This is a genomic window from Janthinobacterium sp. PSRC1-1 (genome assembly GCF_049897525.1).
Lineage (GTDB): Bacteria > Pseudomonadota > Gammaproteobacteria > Burkholderiales > Burkholderiaceae_D > Janthinobacterium > Janthinobacterium tructae.
Genome location: NZ_JAFCWK010000002.1, coordinates 37,875 through 54,753, shown reverse-complemented (window position 1 = coordinate 54,753; position 16,879 = coordinate 37,875). Strand labels below are relative to the sequence as shown.

The following is a 16,879-nucleotide window of genomic DNA, read 5'->3' as shown; positions in this document are numbered from 1 at the left end:
CGCCGCCACGGACAACGCTCAGGAGCGCGATCCCGGCCCGCTCTTAAACAGCGCTATCCCACGGCGCCGACAAGCGCACGGCGCAATTGATCAAGCCCACCATCGAATACGTCTGCGGAAAATTGCCCCACATTTCGCCCGTCACGGGGTGCGTGTCTTCCGACAGCAAGCCCAGATGGTTGCGCGCCATCAACATCGTCTCGAAGATTTTGCGCGCTTCGTCTTTCCTGCCGATGCGCGCCAGCGCGTCGATGCGCCAGAAGGTGCAGATGTTGAAGGCCGTTTCCGGTTTGCCGAAGTCGTCGGGCGCTTCGTAGCGGCGCATGTAGGGGCCGTCGCACAGCGACGCTTCCAGCGCGTCGACAGTGGCGATGAAACGGGGGTCCATGGGGTCGATGAAGTTGACTTCCGCCATCAGCAGGACGGAGGCGTCCAGGTCGCGCCCGCCCAGGCTTTCCGCGAAGGCCTGGCGCTCCTCGCTCCACGCTTCGCGCAGCAGACGTTCGCGGATCAGCACGGCGCGGCTGTTCCAGTGGTCGGCGCGGTCGTCCAGCCCCAGCTTGTGCGCGACTTTCGCCAGGCGGTCGCAGGCGGCCCAGCTCATCAGCATGGACGAGGTGTGGACCCTCGCCCGCGTGCGCAGCTCCCACATGCCCGCGTCCGGCTCCGCATGCAGGCGGAAGGCCTGGTCGCCCACGGCTTCCAGTGCGGCAAACTCGGCTTTTCCCGCCCGGTGGAACAAACGGTGGTCGAGGAAAGCCTGCGCGGCGCCCAATACAATATTGCCGTAGACGTCGTGCTGGAAGTGCTCCTGCGCCTGGTTGCCCACGCGCACGGGACCGTTGCCCCGGTAGCCGGGCAAGTGGTCCAGCGTCGATTCCGGCAATTGTTCTTCCAGGCCGATGCCGTACAGCGGCTGGATGTGGCCGCCCTTCGAGCGGGCGACGATATTCGTCAGCCAGCGCAGGTATTCTTCCATCGTGCCCACTTCGGACAGGCTGTTCAATGCGCGCACGACGAAGAAGGCGTCGCGCAGCCAGCAGTAGCGGTAATCCCAGTTGCGGCTGCTGCCCGGCGCTTCCGGGATGCTGGTGGTCATGGCGGCGATGATGGCGCCCGTGTCCTCATACAGCGACAGTTTCAGGGTGATGGCGGCGCGGATGACCACGTCCTGCCACTCCAGCGGCACGGCCAGGCGGCGCGTGTAGGTGCGCCAGTAATTGATGGTGTCCTTTTCAAAGATGCGCGCCGTCTCGTCGATGCCGCCGGCCAGGGTTTCATCGGGCCCCAGCAGGAAGTTGGCGGTGCCGCCCAGCACGAAATACGTTTCGCTCAACACATAGTTAAGCGATACATCGGTGTTCAGGCGCAAGGTCTGTTCCGGTCCCACGTAGCGGATGTGGTGGCTGCCCTGCGTGATCTGCGGCGCCAGCCTGCCCCAGTCGTAGCGGGGGCGCAGGCGCACGCGGATGCGCACGGCGTGGTCGAGCGGGCGCACGCGGCGGATCAGCATCAGCGGGCGGAACATGCGGTCGCGGCTGAGGAAACGGGGCGCGAAATCCGTGATTTCCACGCCGCGCCCTTCGGTGTCGTACAGGCGCGTGCGCAGTACGGCCGTGTTCGGCTCGTAACATTGCTCGCTGCGCGCATAGTTTTCAATGTCGATGGCCCACACGCTGCCGTTCTGCGTATCGTCCAATAATGTGTTGAAGACGGGATCGCCATCGAAACGGGGCAGGCAGGACCAGACGACCTGCCCGGCCTGGTCGATCAGGGCGCTGAAGGCGCAATTGCCCACCACGCCGCAGTTCAGGGACGCCTGCGCGGGCGGCGTACTGGCGGCGGACGCGTGCGCGCCGCTGGGTGTGTCATAGGATATCGTCATGGGCTATTCCTTCGAGGTCGGGGATACGGAGGCGGCCAGCAGCGCGGTGCGCAAGGCGCCCGGACTGGCCAGGCGCAAGGCAGCGGCGCTGGGGCCGAGGCCAACTTTCACGCCCTGCCCGCCTGCTTGTTGTACAAAGGCAAAGCCTGCCTCATCGGTGGTGTCGTCGCCCGCGAACACGGGCCGGCGGCCGGCAAACGGGGCTTCGCGCAGGAAGGCGGCGATGGCGCCGCCCTTGTCGGTGGCGGCCGGCTTGGCTTCCAGAACCATTTTGCCATGCAACAGCAACACCCCCGGGCACGCTTGCACGGCGGCCGTCATTTCCTGCACACACAGTTGCTCCAGTTCGGGCGCCAGCCGGTAATGCAGGGCCACGGCGCCGCGCTTCTGTTCCACCAGCAAGCCGGGGTGGACAGCGGCCAGCGCCTGGGCACGGGCCAGCACGGGAGAGACATCGGGCGTGGCCGCCACGTGCAACACGCCATCGGCGCCGCGCCGCTCCACGCCATGCACGCCGGCCACCGGCAAGACCAGGGGGGCCAGCATGGCGTCGATCTGCGCCACGGGGCGCCCGGAAATGAGGGCCAGCGCGCCGTCATGGCGCTCGGCCAGCAGCGCCAGCGCCTCGACCACGCCCGGCTCCAGGCGCACGCCGTCGGGCGTGGGCGCCAGGTCGACCAGGGTGCCGTCGAAGTCGAGGAAGACGGCTGTCCCGGGCGCACTCAGCAGTTGCAACAGGGCCGCGCTATCGTCAAGAGTCGGCGTCATCAGAGCCCCTTGCGCCGCTTGATGCGGCTGTGGGCGTCGATCTTGGTCATGACCTTGTCGCGCTGGCGCAAGCGGGCCGCGTCCAGCAGCATGCGCCCGGCCCAGCGGTAGACATTGAAATGCTTGACACGTGCCCGCATGCTTTTCATGCGCTCGCGCTGCTCCACGGGCGGCATCACGAGGCCACGGTACAGGGCATCGGCACCCTGTTCGATGTGATACGGGTTGATGATCAGCGCTTCGTGCAGCTCGCGCGCCGCGCCCGTGAATTGCGACAGCACCAGCACGCCCAGCTCGTCATCGCGCGCGGCGATGAATTCCTTGGCCACCAAATTCATGCCGTCATGCAAGCTCGTCACCATGCATACTTCGGAGGCGCGGAAGTAGCGCTGCAAGTCGTCCTGGCCATGATGTTCGGCTTTCAGCAGGATGGGCACGTAGTTGCCGCTGCCGAAGCGGCGGTTGATGCGCTCGACCATCTTGCGCACCCTGGCATCAAAACTTTGATATTCATCGAGCGAAGCGCGGCTGGGAGCGGCGATTTGCACGAAGGTAAAATTGCCGACCATGCCGGGCTGCTGTTCCAGCATGCGCTCGACGGCCTGGAAGCGCTCGACGATGCCTTTGGTGTAATCGAGGCGGTCCACGCCGATACCCAGCAAATGGTCGGCAGATACGCCCAGTTCGGCGCGGATTTGCGCGCGGCAGGTGGCCACGTCGGGCTGCGCCGGATTGTCCTCGGGCCAGGCGATGGAAATCGGGTAATCCTCGACCTGCGTCATCTCGCCGCCGTAGGAAATCGTGGATGCCTCCGGTTCGATGCGGGTTTCCAGATAGCGGTCCACCGTTTCGAGGAAATTTTTGCGGTGGAACGGCGTGTGGAAACCGAGAATCGTGCTGCCCAGCAAGCCGTCGAGGATTTCCTCGCGCCAAGGGCAAATGCCGAACGATTCCGAGTTGGGCCAGGGGATATGCCAGAAAGTGATAATCGTCGCCTTCGGCAAGGCTTCGCGCACCATGCGCGGCAGCAAGGCGAAGTGATAATCCTGCACCAGCACGACGGGATTGTCCGTCTTCGCCTCGGCGATCACCGCGTCGGCGAAGCGGCGGTTGACTTTCACGTACTGGTCCCAGTCGGACGAGCGGAACACGGGGCGCACGTGGGCGATATGGCACAGCGGCCACATGCCTTCATTGGCAAAGCCATAATAGTATCCCTGCTCTTCCTCTTGCGTCAGCCACACGCGGCGCAAGGTATAGCTGGGGTTCTCGGGCGGCACGGGCACGTGGTCGAGCTTATCGACCGTCTCGCGGTCGGCGGAACCGGCGCCATGCGCGATCCAGGTGCCGGAGCAGGCGCGCATCACCGCTTCCACGGCCGTCACCAGGCCGCTGGCGGGGCGCTGGACGGTAATGCCAGTATCTGTTTTCGTGTGGATATACGGTTCGCGGTTCGACACCACCAGCACCTGGTCGCCCTGCAAATCCGCTTCCAGCAGCGCGCGCAGCTTGTCCGGCGTCCAGTCGGATGACCAGCCGTTGTCGCCCTGGCGCTCCAGATGGTATTCCTGCAGCAGTTCGCGCAAGTCGCCGATCAGCGGCTGCATTTCCGGCGGCGGCGCGGGCGCGGCGGCGGGCGCCGTGGCGGTGGCCACCGCGCCATTGCTTTTCGGCAGCAATTCGCCCCGTAAAATATCCTTGACGGCGGACAGCCAGCCGCGCCAGCTCAGGTGGGCCACGAACACGGTCATCAGGGAAATGAGCACGGCCAGCACGGCCAGGAAGGCAAAAATGAAACGCTTGGTATCGGTATTGCGGCGCTCGACAAAGCTCATGTCCTGCACCAGCACCAGGCGGCCCAGCTGGGACGCGTCCTGCATGACGGGCGTTTCGCTGAGGTGGACTTGGCCTTGCGGCAGTTGCGCCAGGGATTTGTACAAGCCGCCCGTGGGAGGCGTGCTCCAGCAGCCGATGGAGGCCGGGTATTGCGCGGATTGATACAGCAAGTGGCCCGCATTGTCGCAAAAGCCGATGGCGATCAGGCGTTCGTCGCGCGTGGCGCCCTGGAACAGTTCGCCGATGCGGGTGGCGTCTTGCGCGGGCAGGTAGTCGGTGAGCGAAGGCCGGAGGGTTCCGGCGAGTAATTCTGCCCGGCTGTCGAGGTCGCGCACATACCAGCGCAGGGTGATATTGTCGAGCAAGGGTACCACGATATAAGCAAACAATCCCAGCACCAGGGCCAGTGGCAGGATGAAGCGCAAGGACATTCGGAGTGATCGTACTATCATCGTTTTCCTTTGCAAAAACAAAAAGCATGGCAAGTATGACTATATTTCCACTGCGGCGACGCGCGTTTGCTTTGCGTATTGAAACGTCAACGTGACATGGCGCAGCGCAGCAATTTCCTCCAGTATCCACGTTGATCCAAGTCTTATCCGTTCGGCAACGCACGCCCCCGTGACGCCATCTGCCCGTAAAATACCGGCTTCCGACATCCATTTCACCAATCACGAAGGAGTTTTCGCCTATGGATCTCAGCACGTTCCACTCGCTGATGGGAGGCCCGCTGCGCTCGGCGCTGACCGTGTTCCTCTCCGCCCTGCTCGTCACCATGGTCGCCATCGGCCTGCACCGGGCCGGCATCGGCTTGCTGAAAAAACTCGCCAATGGCCACCCATTCACCCGCAACCTCGCGCGCGTGGCCTTCCGCGCCAGCCAGCTGTCCATGATCGTCTTCGGCCTGCGCATGGTGCTGGCCAGCGCGCCCGACGACACGCCGGCACTGGTCGCCATGTCGCATATCACCAGCGTGGCGCTGATCATCGCGCTGACCTGGCTGGCCATGCAATGCATCGAGTCGCTTTCCATCACGATTTCCCAGATCAATCCCGTCGACGCGGCCGACAATCTGCGCGCGCGGCGCCGCATCACCCAGGCCCGCGTGCTGACGCGCAGCGCGCACGCCATCGTGGTCCTGCTGGGCCTGTCCTTCGTGCTGCTGACCTTGCCCGGCGCGCGGCAGATCGGCGCCAGCCTGCTCGCTTCGGCCGGCGTGGCGGGCCTGGTGGCCGGTATCGCCGCCCGCCCCGTGCTCGGCAATTTCATTGCAGGGCTGCAAATTGCGTTTTCTCAACCCATCCGCATCGACGACGTGCTGATCGTCAATGGCGAATGGGGCACGGTCGAGGAAATCAAGGGCACGTATGTGGTCGTGCGCGTATGGGATGAACGGCGTTTGATCGTGCCGCTGCAGTGGTTCATCGAAAATCCGTTCGAGAACTGGACGCATACCTCCTCGGACATCCTGGGCACGGTCTTCCTGTGGCTCGATTTCAGCGTCCCGATCGAACCGCTGCGCGCGGAACTGACGCGCATCTGCGAAGGCGCCGCGCAATGGGATGGCCGCGTCTGTACCGTGCAGGCGACGGATTCGAACGAGCGGGCCGTGCGCGTGCGCTTTCTCATCAGCGCGGTCGATTCGGGCACGGCCTTCGAGCTGCGCTGCATCGTGCGCGAGCAGATGCTGGCCTTTATCACGAGCAATTATCCGCACAGCCTGCCCCGCTTGCGTTCCACGCACGACCCCATCGAGGTGCATGGCATGCAGGCGCAGAACGACAGCGTGTCGCTGTACAAGGCGCAGAACAAGGCTTGACAAAACCCTGCGGCGCGGGCCTGGGCAACATCACCCTCGTCGTCCCCATCGTCGCGCACGGCCTGACCGTCAAACCCCTGCTGGAACGCTACTGGCGCAAATAACGGGTGCAAATAAGCACTGGCCAGCCCCCTTTGTCATTGCTGCAAAGCAATGTTTTGTCAATTGCCCCTATGGCGGCCGGAAATATTGTTAAGATCATTAAAAATGGCAAAAGAGAGAATCAATGAAACGAAGAAGCGTGCTGGGACTCGGCGTCTCACTGGCCCTGCTGCAAACGGGCTGCGCCACCGATCCGGCCCGGTTGGCGTGGGAAACGGAATTTGACGGCTTCATGCGCGATGGCCTGGCCCGCACGGAAACGCCGGGCATGAGCGTGGCCGTGGTGCGCGGCGAGCAAACCATCTTCGCGCGCGGCTATGGCTGGGCCGACATCCAGGCCGGCAAGAAGGCCGATGCCAATACGGTGTTCCATGTCGCCTCAGTCAGCAAGCTCGTCACCGCCACGGCCGTCATGATGCTGCTGGAACAAGGCGCCTTCCAGCTCGACGACAAGGTGGCGGCCTATCTGGACTTCCCGCTCATGCATCCGAAGTTTCCCGACGTGCCCATTACCTTTCGCCATTTGCTCAATCACACCTCGGGCATTTCCGATGCCGTGTACGACAAGACGACGGCGTTTGCCGTGCAGGGCGACCCGCGATTACCGCTGCGCGACTTCGTCAAGGGCTATCTGTCGCGCGGCGGCGCCTGGTACGACGCGGATCTGTCGTTTGCCGCCCGGCCCGGCACGGAATGGCGCTACAGCAATGTGGGTATCGCCCTGCTCGGCTATCTGGTGGGCCGCTTGAACCCCGACGGCCTCGACGCCTTTGCGCAGGAGCACCTGTTCGAACCGCTGGGCATGGACAACACGGCCTGGAACCTGGCCGGCTTGCCGCGGCGCGCCGTCGTGGCCCAACCGTATGCGCACAAGGAGCCGGGCCTGCAAGTGCTGCCGCCCGTCGGCTATCCGGACTGGCCGGCCGGCCTGCTGCGCAGCTCGGCGCATGACTTTGCCCGTTTCCTGGCCATTTTCAGCAATGGCGGCAGGGTCGATGGCCACCGCTATCTGCAAGATGCCACCCTGCAATTGTTTTTCGCCCCGCAAGCGACCCCCGTCGTGCCTGCCGACTCGTCCGTGCGCCAGGCCCTGGTGTGGCTGCTGCGCGATGTCGACGGCAAACCGCTGGCCACGCACAGCGGCGGCGACCCGGGTGCCGCGTCCGTCGTCTGCGTCAACCGCGCCAGCAGGACAGCCGTGCTGGCCTTCGCCAACGTCAGCGCCGACAAGGAGTTTCGTTCATTCCAGAAAGAAGTCGTGCTGCGCCTGCTGGCGCATGGGGGCAGCGGCGCGCCAGTTGTCAGGAAAAGCTAGGCGCCGAACCAGCCGCGCAGCTTCTCGGCCGCGCGCTGCTTGACGTCGGCCGTGATGTAGGTGGCGACCGTAGCGACGGCCGCCGCCAGCACGGCTAGGTCGTCCGCATAGCCGACCACGGGCGTGATGTCGGGAATCGCATCGATGGGCGAAATGAAATAGCCGAGCGCGCCATAGATGGCCGTCTTGGCCCACAGCGGGGTATTCGGCTGCTGCGCCGCGTAGTACAGCCACAGCGCTTTCTCGATGACTTCGCGTCCCGCCGTCTTGGCGAACTTGACGACCTTGTCCCAGAAGCTGTCTTCCGTGTATTTCTTTTCATACTGCTTGTCGGCTTGGGGGGCGTGGTCTTGTTCCAGATTCTTTTTTCTGCCAAACATCTGCTGCTCCTGTCTGCCGCGCACGGCGTTACGAATGCGCACCTTAGCATAACGGCGCGCAGGGGCGTTCGAACAGGCCTGTTTCAATGCGCAAACGCGGAAAACCTCGTGCCTGTGCTCGCATCGATGGCAAAAAACCGGGCGGCAAGCCGGTGATCAAGCCTGGCGCCCCGGCTGGCAGTGTGCAGACAGGGTGAGGGCATCGCTGCCGCAGACGGGCAAGGCGCCGTGGCCAACGTCGCGCGCCACAGGCGCCGGCGCGGCATCGCCCGCCGACGCATCGTCCGTGGTGAACAGCGTGGCCGACAGGATCGCCAAGGTAAACAGGCAAATCAGCAGGAACGGCTTGTTCACGTGAATGGACTGGTCTGGCTTTTGCATCGCATACTCCATCGGACTGGTTGGTTGTTGCAGCATGGGCACGATCATCGCGTGTTTCCCCAAGGCATACAATCGGACAGTTTCGACAAGATGGGTAGGACAGCGCTGACAGCGTTCATCCATCGAGACGCGTGTCGGCAGACTTGACACCGGCACCGGCCACGTCCAGCCAAGCCCTTGTTTTGACAGCACAATGTGTACGGGAACGCTTCCTGCTTGACCTCTTGCCTGGGCACGCTTGGCGCCAGTCGACGGGGGAACGATCATGAGCTTTATCAAACAGGTACTGCTGGCGCTGCTGCTGTGCGCAATGTCTGCCGCGCACGCCACCAGCATCGGCTACACGGCGACCCCGCTGGGCGGCACGCAGTGGCGCTACGACTATACCGTCAGCAATACCACCCTGGCCGTGCCCATCGCCGAATTCACCTTGTTCTTCAGCGTGGGCCAGCACGCCATGCTGCACGACATTTCCACGGCACCGGGCTGGGACGTGCTGCTGGTGCAGCCCGATCCCGCCATTCCCGCCAGCGGCTACCTCGATGCGCTGGCGCTGGCCGGCGGCATCCATCCCGGCGCCACGGCCACGGGGTTTTCCATCACCTTCGATTATCTGGGTGCGGGCAGCCCCGGCGCGCAGCCCTTTTCCATCCTCGACCCCGTCTCCTTCATCGAGCTCGAGACGGGCATCACGCAGGCGGCCGCCGTCGCCCTGCCCTCCACGCCATGGCTGCTGCTGGCTGGCGTGCTGGCCATGGCCTGCCTGGGCCGGCGCCGGCTGGCCGCCGCCGCGCTGGCCCCATTGCTGGCCATGAGTCTGTGCGCCTGCGGCGGGCCGAACGATCCCACCCAGCCGCCCGCGCCGAAAGTCATGCTGGCCGCCGCAGCGGCTACCAGCACCACCGCCCAGGCCGCCGGGGACTTCGAAGTGACACGGCTGGAGAAAGTGGGCGAGCAGCGCGTCAGCCGCACGGTCTGGGACTATACCTACCGCGTGCACATCCGCAACAACAGCAGCGCGGCGGCCAGCAATGTGCAAGCCGTGCTGGCCAGCGCGCCCGAAGGCAGCACCATCATCGATGGCGAGGTGCTGGCCGGCAGCATCGATGCGGGCACCACCGTCACGCCCGACGACACCATCACCCTGCGCATCGAGCGCAGCATCGCCTTCCAGAGCACTGGCCTGACGTGGACCTTCAGCGCCAACGCCGGCATCGTCCTCGCTCCCGTGCAGCCCGCGCAAGTGGTGACGCTGTCGCTGGCCGAGCTGGGTTTGACGGACGGCGCCGACAGCGTCAAGGTCAGCGGCGCCGTCACGGACGTGCTGCTGCAGGACGGTAGCCTGCGCTTTTCCACGCCCGGCGACACGGGCGTCGACCAGCACGCGCAGTTTTTTCTCAGCAAAGGCAACAGCGTCACCACCCTGAACCTGCTGATCCAGACGGAACTGCCCACGGCCGTGGAAACCTATGTGGAAGCGGACGACGACGGCAACTTGCCCGCCACCGCGCCCGTGCTGGCCATTGCGGGGCTGGGAGCGAACAACCGCCTGCAGCCGGGTGCCCTGGCGTTCCGCCTGGTGGGCGCGCCGTCACTGGCCCTGCAGGACGACAGCGACGGCTTGCTGTCCAGGCCGAACGGCGTGGCCGTCAGCCTCAGACAGTATTGGGCATTCGATGCGGCCAGCGGCACCTTCAGCATCAGCGCCACGGCCATGCAGCAATTGCTGGCGTCCTTGCCCAACGGCAGCTATGACCTGAACCTCAATTTCGTCTCGCAGGATGGCGAATTCACGGCCAGCTATGCCTTGATCGTCGTCAAATCTGGCAGCGTGCTGCAAGGACAGCTGCGCACACCGGCGGGCGGCAATGCCACAGGGCTGGCCGGCAAGAAAATGTTATTGACTGGCTACAACAACCACCAGCGCCAGGTGGCCGTGGTCGACGCCACAGGTGCCTTCCACTTCGATGGCGTGCTGCCCGACACCTACCAGCTGACCTTGAACGACCTGGTCCACCCGAACGTGGTCAGCGTCAGCGCCGTCGTCTTCGACAACAGCAGCACCGTCAGCGTCGGCATCGTGTATCCGTACGGACCCGGCCTGGCCCAGCGCGCCGCCACGGCGCAGAGCTATGTGGCGGGCACGGTCACGCAGGATGGCGCCGCGCCGCCCGTGCGCGCGGTGCCCGCCAGTCCCCGTGCCGCGGGCGACGTCACGCCGCAGGATGACGAGGGCAGCAAGACGTTTACGGCCACGGCGGCCGCGCAAAACCAGACCATCACCTCGCCCGTCGCCTTCACGGTGCCCAAGGGCACGAAAAACGTGGGCGTGAAAATCACCGTCAGCACGGCCGAGTACCCCGTCTACACGACGGCGCAAAGCCAGTACAACGATACCTGGTCGTACGCCGTGACGGGACTGCCCGGCGTCAACCTGGCCGCCACAGGCGCCGTCAACCAGACGCATTACACGCGGGGCAGCATCGTCAGGACGGAATGCGTCGATGTCAGCAAGCAAACCAAGGAGGGGGATTTGAGCCTGGGCGGCAATGTCAGCGCCACGAATATCGGCGACAGCGCCCTGGCCACCGTCACGACGGTGGAGCTGAGTCTCGTATGCAAGGGTTTGAAGGTGACGCAGGCGAAGTTCAGCTCGCCGAACAAGGCCGCCCATCCCGTGCTGCAGCCGATCAAGCTGACGGGCAATCTGCCGGGGCCGTATGTATCCGTGTCGCAAGGCGCGGCCACGGCCACGCACACCTTGCCGCTGGAATTGCACTACACGCCGGCGGCGGCGACGATTACGGAAGTCCATATCGGTATTTCGTCCGGCGGCGGCGATCCCGCATTCAGCACGGAGAATTTATTGTCCCAGGCCAATACCAAGAGCGCGGGCAAGGTGACATTCCCCAGCCTGGTGCTGCCCGCCTTTGCCGGCGCAAAACTCGACAAGAAGGCCGTCGTCACCTTGCGCCTGAAGGGCAAAGTCGACAATACGGACGCCAGCTCCGATCCGGCCGAAGGTGGGCAAGTGGAATTCAAGGGCGACACGGCCTACATCCCCCTGTACCTGGCCAACAACGAGGCAGCGCTGGCGGCGCGGCGCTACGGCACGCGCGATGCGGGTGGCGATTCGTGGGCCACGCGCCTGGCCATCGCGTGGCTGGCGGGCAAGGCTTACCGCTTCGACGACATCAGCGGCCAGCACGTGACGCAGACAGCAACGGGCCGTTCCATCCTCGGCCACAGCGGCCACAGCGACGGCCAGCAGATCGACCTGCGCTACGCGGACGGCGCGGGCGGCTACACCGATGCGCTGGGCGGGCAGAACAATGGCGCGGCCATTTACCAGCTGATCCTCGACGCGAAGGCGGAAGTGGCGGCCAACCCCGCACAAAAGCCGAAACTGGCGGCCCTGCTGGCGTGGATCGCGGCGAACCGGGCCATGCTGGCCCTGGAAGCGGCGCCGGCCAGCACGCGCGTCATCTACATCGGCCCCAGCTTCGTCAAGCTGGCCCTCGTCGACGGGCGTTTTTCCGCCGCACCGACCGACAAGATCCCGGGCGCGGGGAGCTGGAGCAAGCCGATCAAAGTGCATATCGAAGCGGGACACCTGAGCCACTGGCACATCAGCCTGACGGCCCATCCGTGACGCCGCGACAGATTCAGGCGGGCAAATCGGCCAGTTCCAGCTCCGAAAACCCGGCCCGGCGCCGCGCTTCCAGGTTGAACGGGCCGCGCAGGGTGGGCGCTTCGTAGCGCAGCGCCAGCTCGGCATACGTGGCGCGCAGTTCCAGGCCCCTTTGGTCGCACAGGTAGCCATACCAGCGGTTGCCGATTTCCACGTGCCCCACTTCATCGCGCAGGATGATGTCGAGGATGGCGGCGGCGGCCAGGTCTCCCGCCTGGGCCAGCTTGGCGCGCAGCGGCGGAATCGCGTCGAGGCCCCGCGCTTCCAGGGTGCGCGGCACCAGCGCCATGCGCGCCAGCACGTCGCCGCGCGTCTTGTCGACCATTTCCCACAGGCTGTCGTGGCCGGGAAAGTCGCCATACGTATGGCCCAGCACCTGCAGGTGCGCCTGCAGCATGGCAAAGTGCGTGGCTTCTTCCTTGGCCACGCGCAGCCAGTCCGTGTAGTAGTCAAAGGGCAAGTCCGGGAAGCGCCACAGGGCGTCGAGCGCCAGGTTCATCGCGTTGAACTCGATGTGCGCGAGCGCGTGCACCAGCATGGCGCGCCCTTCCGGCGTGATCATCGAGCGCCTCCCCACCAGGCGCGGCGGCACCAGTTCCGGACGCTCGGGCCGGCCCGGCACGGAGCCGGTGGGCGCCAGCGGCGATTGCGCATCGAGAGAAAGCTGCGCTTCGGCCATGGCCGCCACCATCGCCACCTTGGTGGCCGGGTCCGGTTCGAGCAGGCAGGCGAGCGCAGTCGCGCGCAATTCCTGCGGCGCGGTGAAGGTCAGTGGGGATGTTGCGTGCATGGTGTTTCCTTCGTGCGCGTTCTTGAGCAAGGGGCGCAGTGTATCAAATAGCCTGCCCCACCAGCCAATCCAGCAGCGCCTGCACTCTCGCCGGCAGTGGCCGGGCGGCATGCACGAGGTAATACGCCTGCGGGCTGGCCAAGGCAAACCCGCCGAACGGCAAGACCAGCTGGCCGCTGTCGATCCACGGCTGCACCAGCTGGCGCCGGCCCATGGCCACGCCCGCATGGTGGATGGCCGCCTGCGCGCACAGGTCGGCGCGGTCGAAGCGCAGGCTGCGCGTGGGCAAGTTCACCGCAGGCGCCTGCCCGTCCAGCCACAGCCGCCATTCGGCATCGGGCGCGCAGGCGGGCCAGGCCAGCGTGTCGTGCAACAGCGTCGCGCTGGACAGGTGTTGCGGCGCATCTTGCAAGCCGTGCTCGCGTGCATATTGCGGGCTGCACACGGGCGCCAGCCATTCATCCATCAGCTTGCGCGAGGCCAGGCCGGGAAAGCTCCCGTCGCCATAGTGCAAGGCCAGGTCGACCTGGCCGGCGCGAAAGTCCACGCTGTCATTGCCCACGCGCAAGTCGATCGACACATCGGGATATTGCGCAGCGAAGCTTGCCAGGCGCGGCACCAGCCAGCACTGCGCCACCGAGGGGCGCGCATGCACGCTGACGCTGCCCGCCAGCGTGTCGCCGCCGGCCAGCGCCGCCTGCAAGCCGTCCCAGCCAATTTGCAACGCGGCGAAGATGCGCTCGCCGTCTGGCGTCAGCCTGACTTGCCGCGTCAGCCGTTCGAACAGGCGCAGGCCCAGGCTCGCCTCCAGCCGCGCGATGCGGTGGCTGACGGCGCTGGGCGTGAGCGCCAGTTCCTGCGCGGCCAACGCAAAGCTGGCGTGGCGCGCCGCCACGAGAAACGTATGCAGATTGGCGAACTGGCTGGCCGTCAGCGTACCTGTGAGCGCCACGCCGGCCGGCATCACGCGCCGCCGGCCGCCAGCAGCGCGCGGCCACGCGCCACGTAAGCGGCCATTTCTTGCTCCGGCACCATGCTGCCGCCCGTGCCCCACACCAGGTGCGTGGCGGTATCGAGGTGCGGCTGATATTGCGGCGCGGCCAGCACGGGGGCGATGCCCGCGAAACCGGCCACGGCGGACGGTTCCAGGCGCAGGCCTTGCGTTTGCTCAAGCTGCGCCAGCAAGCGGTAGAGTTCTTCATCGCTGACGGTGACGTAGCCGTCGATCAGCCGCTGCATGGCGCGCCCCACAAAGCCCGACGGGCGGCCCACGGCCAGGCCATCGGCGGCCGTGAGGTTGTCGATGCCGATCTCCCCCACGCTGATGCCGTCATGCAAGCCCGTGTGCACGCCCAGCAGCATGCACGGCGAGTGGGTCGGCTCGACGAAGACGCAGTGGACGGCATCGCCAAAGGCCAGTTTCAAGCCGAAGGCCACGCCGCCGGGGCCGCCGCCCACGCCGCACGGCAGGTACACGAACAGCGGGTGCTGCGCATCGACGGTCACGCCGCTTGCGGCGAACTGGGCTTGCAGGCGCTGGCCCGCCACCGCATAGCCGAGAAACAGATCGTGCGAGTTTTCATCGTCGACGAAGTGGCAAGTCGGATCATTCTCCGCCTGCCTGCGCCCCGCTTCCACGGCCACGCTGTAGTCGTTCGCGTATTCGACGACGGTGACGCCATGGCTACGCAATGTGTCCTTCTTCCATTGCCGCGCGTCCGCCGACATGTGCACGGTGGCGCGAAAGCCCAGGCGCGCGCTCATGATGCCGATCGACAAGCCCAGATTGCCCGTGGAGCCGACGGCGATCGCGTACTGGCCAAAGAAGGCGCGCACGGCGTCGCTGGCCAGCAGGCTGTAATCGTCGCCCTGCTTCAGCAAACCGGCGTCCAGCGCCAGCATTTCCGCATGTTTCAGCACTTCATAGATGCCGCCGCGCGCCTTGATCGAGCCGGAAATGGGCAGATGGCTATCCTGCTTGAGCCATAGCTGACCGCTCGTCATGCCCAACGTTGCCTGCATGGCCGGCAGCGGCACGACGGGTGACTCGATGATGCCACCGCTGGCCTGCGTTTCCGGAAACGCCCTGGCCAGGTAGGGCGCAAAGCGCGCCAGGCGCGCGCTGGCCTGCGCCACATCGTCCGCCGTCAAGCCCACCTCGTTCAAGGCCTCGGCTGCCGGCGCAATGCCGGGATTGAACCAGCTCAAGGGCTGCAAGGCCATCAGTTCTGTAATCAGGGGAAATTTTTCGCGCAGCGCGGCGATGGCGGGAGTGGGCAGCATGGCAACCTCGTCAAGGAACAAGCCATGATTAGACCGCATCCGGGCGCCGCTGGCAAAGGATGGTTGATCAGGCAATGGGTGATCAACCGTCATCTATCGACGCCCTGATGGGTCAGTGACATACCCAGGGACAGCTGTCCGGACTCGCGCGGGCACAGACAGCCGGGCATCAGGCGCGTTGGCGGGCCAGTCTGCGCTGCCAGTGAATATGCGGAACGTTGATCCGGGTCTGGACGCTGCCATTCCATTCGGTAACAAAACCATGGCGCTGCAAGGTACTGATGATCAGCGCGGCAATCGCCGCCTTGCCTTCGTCGGTATCCTGCAGGTCGCCAAACGACAGCATGATGCCCTCTCCTGCCACGGCCCTTTCCAGGTCCTGACCATGATAAAAGCAGTAGCCTCGGTAAGTCCCGTCCGGCTGCTGGGCGTGCATCTCGCCAACGTCGTCAAAGGCGTCATCGGTCGTGTAACCGGCATTTTGCAGCGCGATAAGCATCGCGCCATGCAAGTCGGCAAAGACCGCATCGAGCCGGTCGCAATCGGTCTGCAATGGCCAGTCCTTCTCTTGCTCCTGCTTTTTATGCAATTCCTGCGCGATCAGATCCCGCAACATCGCTTCATCGACATCGCCGTCCAATACATCGTCCAGGCATTCATTTGCCGCGCGGCTATCATAGAAACCGGACCATACCCAGCTTTTGATCTGCTCTGCGAGATACAATTCATCTTCGTTCATGCCTGCCCTCTTTAAAGGTCAGTATCCGCATTTTCAGCATAGACAATGCAAACACCAAAAAAATGCCCGACGTGACTATCTCAAAATTACACAACTGTACTTGCTTTTCCCGCATGACTTCAAATACATCAATCATCACTTGTTCCAGCGCAATGTAAGGTGGCGATAGCGTGGCCGCAACCATGGCAATCCTATGTTGTTAGCGTGTGATTTTCTTTCCCTGGCCGCTTACGGCCGGGCCGACCTGTCACCGTTTTTTTCTTTCAACTGCTCACGCACTTTCTTCGGCATAAAAAATTTCCTAAGCATAATAATCGGCATCAACATCACTGCCACCATGGTGGCATCCTTGCGCTTCAACTGAAGAAGGAAAAGGATCAGTACTCCAGCACCAAGAGCCCATCCCGTATATGCCAGGACTTTCAATCCACCTGCAAGCGCAGACAGGCCAACAATGACAGCAATGGCAACACATCCAATGAATACATCATTTTTACTTTTATTCATGTTGAATCAACAGTAAATCCACTTATGCTTTCAACGAGGCAGAACCGGCTTCATACCATACCCGAATACCGCGCTCAACCTTGACTAGCGCCATCCAGCCCCTGGTTTCCGTGATGGTTTCGATACTAACCGGACGAATTCCGTTATTCATCAGCCATTCATTGGCCAATACCAGCGACCGGTCCATGCCGTCAGAGAGCGGACTGCCCGGCGTGGTCGAGCGAAAATCTTTAAATGCGATCATGTACACCTTTTTTTATTAAGTCAGCATCATTTCAGCAGACAAAGCCTTCCGCCTTCATTATCGTAGCCATGTGCGCCAAACGCCGAAGCAGGCGCCAGACAGGATAACAAATTGCCAGGATGAAACATGCACACATTGT

General features: G+C 64.2%; 15 protein-coding genes. 3 read left to right on the top strand and 12 right to left on the bottom strand.

The features are described from left to right. Positions 1-43: 43 nt before the first annotated feature. Genes ACP7DW_RS03830 through ACP7DW_RS03820 form a run of 3 tightly spaced genes read right to left on the bottom strand, consistent with a single transcriptional unit; the run spans position 44 to position 4,920 of the window. Entirely contained in the window at positions 44-1,885 is a 1,842-nt protein-coding gene (locus tag ACP7DW_RS03830; protein ID WP_426053963.1) for a glycoside hydrolase family 15 protein, read from the bottom strand. Between the two features lie 3 nt (positions 1,886-1,888). Next, positions 1,889-2,653: a trehalose-phosphatase gene (otsB, locus tag ACP7DW_RS03825; RefSeq protein ID WP_426053962.1), complete on the bottom strand. Its 765-nt coding sequence runs from the start codon at positions 2,651-2,653 to the stop codon at positions 1,889-1,891. Then, positions 2,653-4,920, bottom strand: coding sequence for an alpha,alpha-trehalose-phosphate synthase (UDP-forming) (locus tag ACP7DW_RS03820; protein WP_426053961.1), 2,268 nt, complete (start codon positions 4,918-4,920; stop codon positions 2,653-2,655). Before ACP7DW_RS03820 ends, otsB begins: the two co-directional genes overlap by 1 nt. Before the next feature lie 260 nt (positions 4,921-5,180). Between ACP7DW_RS03820 and ACP7DW_RS03815 the strand changes: the two genes are divergently transcribed. Together ACP7DW_RS03815 and ACP7DW_RS03810 are read left to right on the top strand one after the other, a co-directional pair. Then, a complete protein-coding gene (locus tag ACP7DW_RS03815) occupies positions 5,181-6,308 on the top strand; it encodes a mechanosensitive ion channel family protein (protein WP_426053960.1) in 1,128 nt (375 codons plus the stop codon). Between the two features lie 226 nt (positions 6,309-6,534). After that, positions 6,535-7,725, top strand: coding sequence for a serine hydrolase domain-containing protein (locus ACP7DW_RS03810; RefSeq protein WP_426053959.1), 1,191 nt, complete (start codon positions 6,535-6,537; stop codon positions 7,723-7,725). Here the strand turns inward: ACP7DW_RS03810 and ACP7DW_RS03805 are convergent. Continuing rightward, positions 7,722-8,105, bottom strand: a complete 384-nt coding sequence (locus ACP7DW_RS03805; protein WP_426053958.1) for a YkvA family protein — start codon at positions 8,103-8,105, stop codon at positions 7,722-7,724. The two genes, ACP7DW_RS03810 and ACP7DW_RS03805, sit on opposite strands and share 4 nt — an antisense overlap. A gap of 156 nt (positions 8,106-8,261) precedes the next feature. Continuing rightward, on the bottom strand, positions 8,262-8,486 hold the full coding sequence (locus ACP7DW_RS03800; protein WP_298408093.1) for a hypothetical protein: 225 nt from the start codon (positions 8,484-8,486) through the stop codon (positions 8,262-8,264). A 265-nt stretch (positions 8,487-8,751) separates the two neighbouring features. Between ACP7DW_RS03800 and ACP7DW_RS03795 the strand changes: the two genes are divergently transcribed. Continuing rightward, a complete protein-coding gene (locus ACP7DW_RS03795) occupies positions 8,752-12,138 on the top strand; it encodes a hypothetical protein (protein ID WP_426053957.1) in 3,387 nt (1,128 codons plus the stop codon). 13 nt (positions 12,139-12,151) lie between these two features. Here the strand turns inward: ACP7DW_RS03795 and ACP7DW_RS03790 are convergent, their stop codons facing one another. From ACP7DW_RS03790 to ACP7DW_RS03760, 7 genes are all read right to left on the bottom strand, one after another. Beyond that, positions 12,152-12,967: a ferritin-like domain-containing protein gene (locus tag ACP7DW_RS03790; RefSeq protein ID WP_426053956.1), complete on the bottom strand. Its 816-nt coding sequence runs from the start codon at positions 12,965-12,967 to the stop codon at positions 12,152-12,154. Between the two features lie 43 nt (positions 12,968-13,010). Next, a complete protein-coding gene (dsdC, locus tag ACP7DW_RS03785; protein WP_426085168.1) occupies positions 13,011-13,919 on the bottom strand; it encodes a DNA-binding transcriptional regulator DsdC in 909 nt (302 codons plus the stop codon). An 11-nt stretch (positions 13,920-13,930) separates the two neighbouring features. Continuing rightward, the gene (locus ACP7DW_RS03780; RefSeq protein ID WP_426053955.1) at positions 13,931-15,250 is read right to left on the bottom strand and encodes a D-serine ammonia-lyase; all 1,320 of its coding nucleotides are present in this window, start codon (positions 15,248-15,250) and stop codon (positions 13,931-13,933) included. 169 nt (positions 15,251-15,419) lie between these two features. After that, entirely contained in the window at positions 15,420-15,989 is a 570-nt protein-coding gene (locus ACP7DW_RS03775; protein WP_426053954.1) for a DUF6891 domain-containing protein, read from the bottom strand. Further along, complete coding sequence (locus tag ACP7DW_RS03770) at positions 15,976-16,173, bottom strand: hypothetical protein (protein WP_426053953.1); 198 nt, start codon at positions 16,171-16,173, stop codon at positions 15,976-15,978. Before ACP7DW_RS03770 ends, ACP7DW_RS03775 begins: the two co-directional genes overlap by 14 nt. Positions 16,174-16,217: 44 nt before the next feature. Continuing rightward, entirely contained in the window at positions 16,218-16,496 is a 279-nt protein-coding gene (locus ACP7DW_RS03765; RefSeq protein ID WP_426053952.1) for a hypothetical protein, read from the bottom strand. A 22-nt stretch (positions 16,497-16,518) separates the two neighbouring features. Next, on the bottom strand, positions 16,519-16,740 hold the full coding sequence (locus tag ACP7DW_RS03760) for a hypothetical protein (protein WP_426053951.1): 222 nt from the start codon (positions 16,738-16,740) through the stop codon (positions 16,519-16,521). Positions 16,741-16,879: the final 139 nt, after the last annotated feature.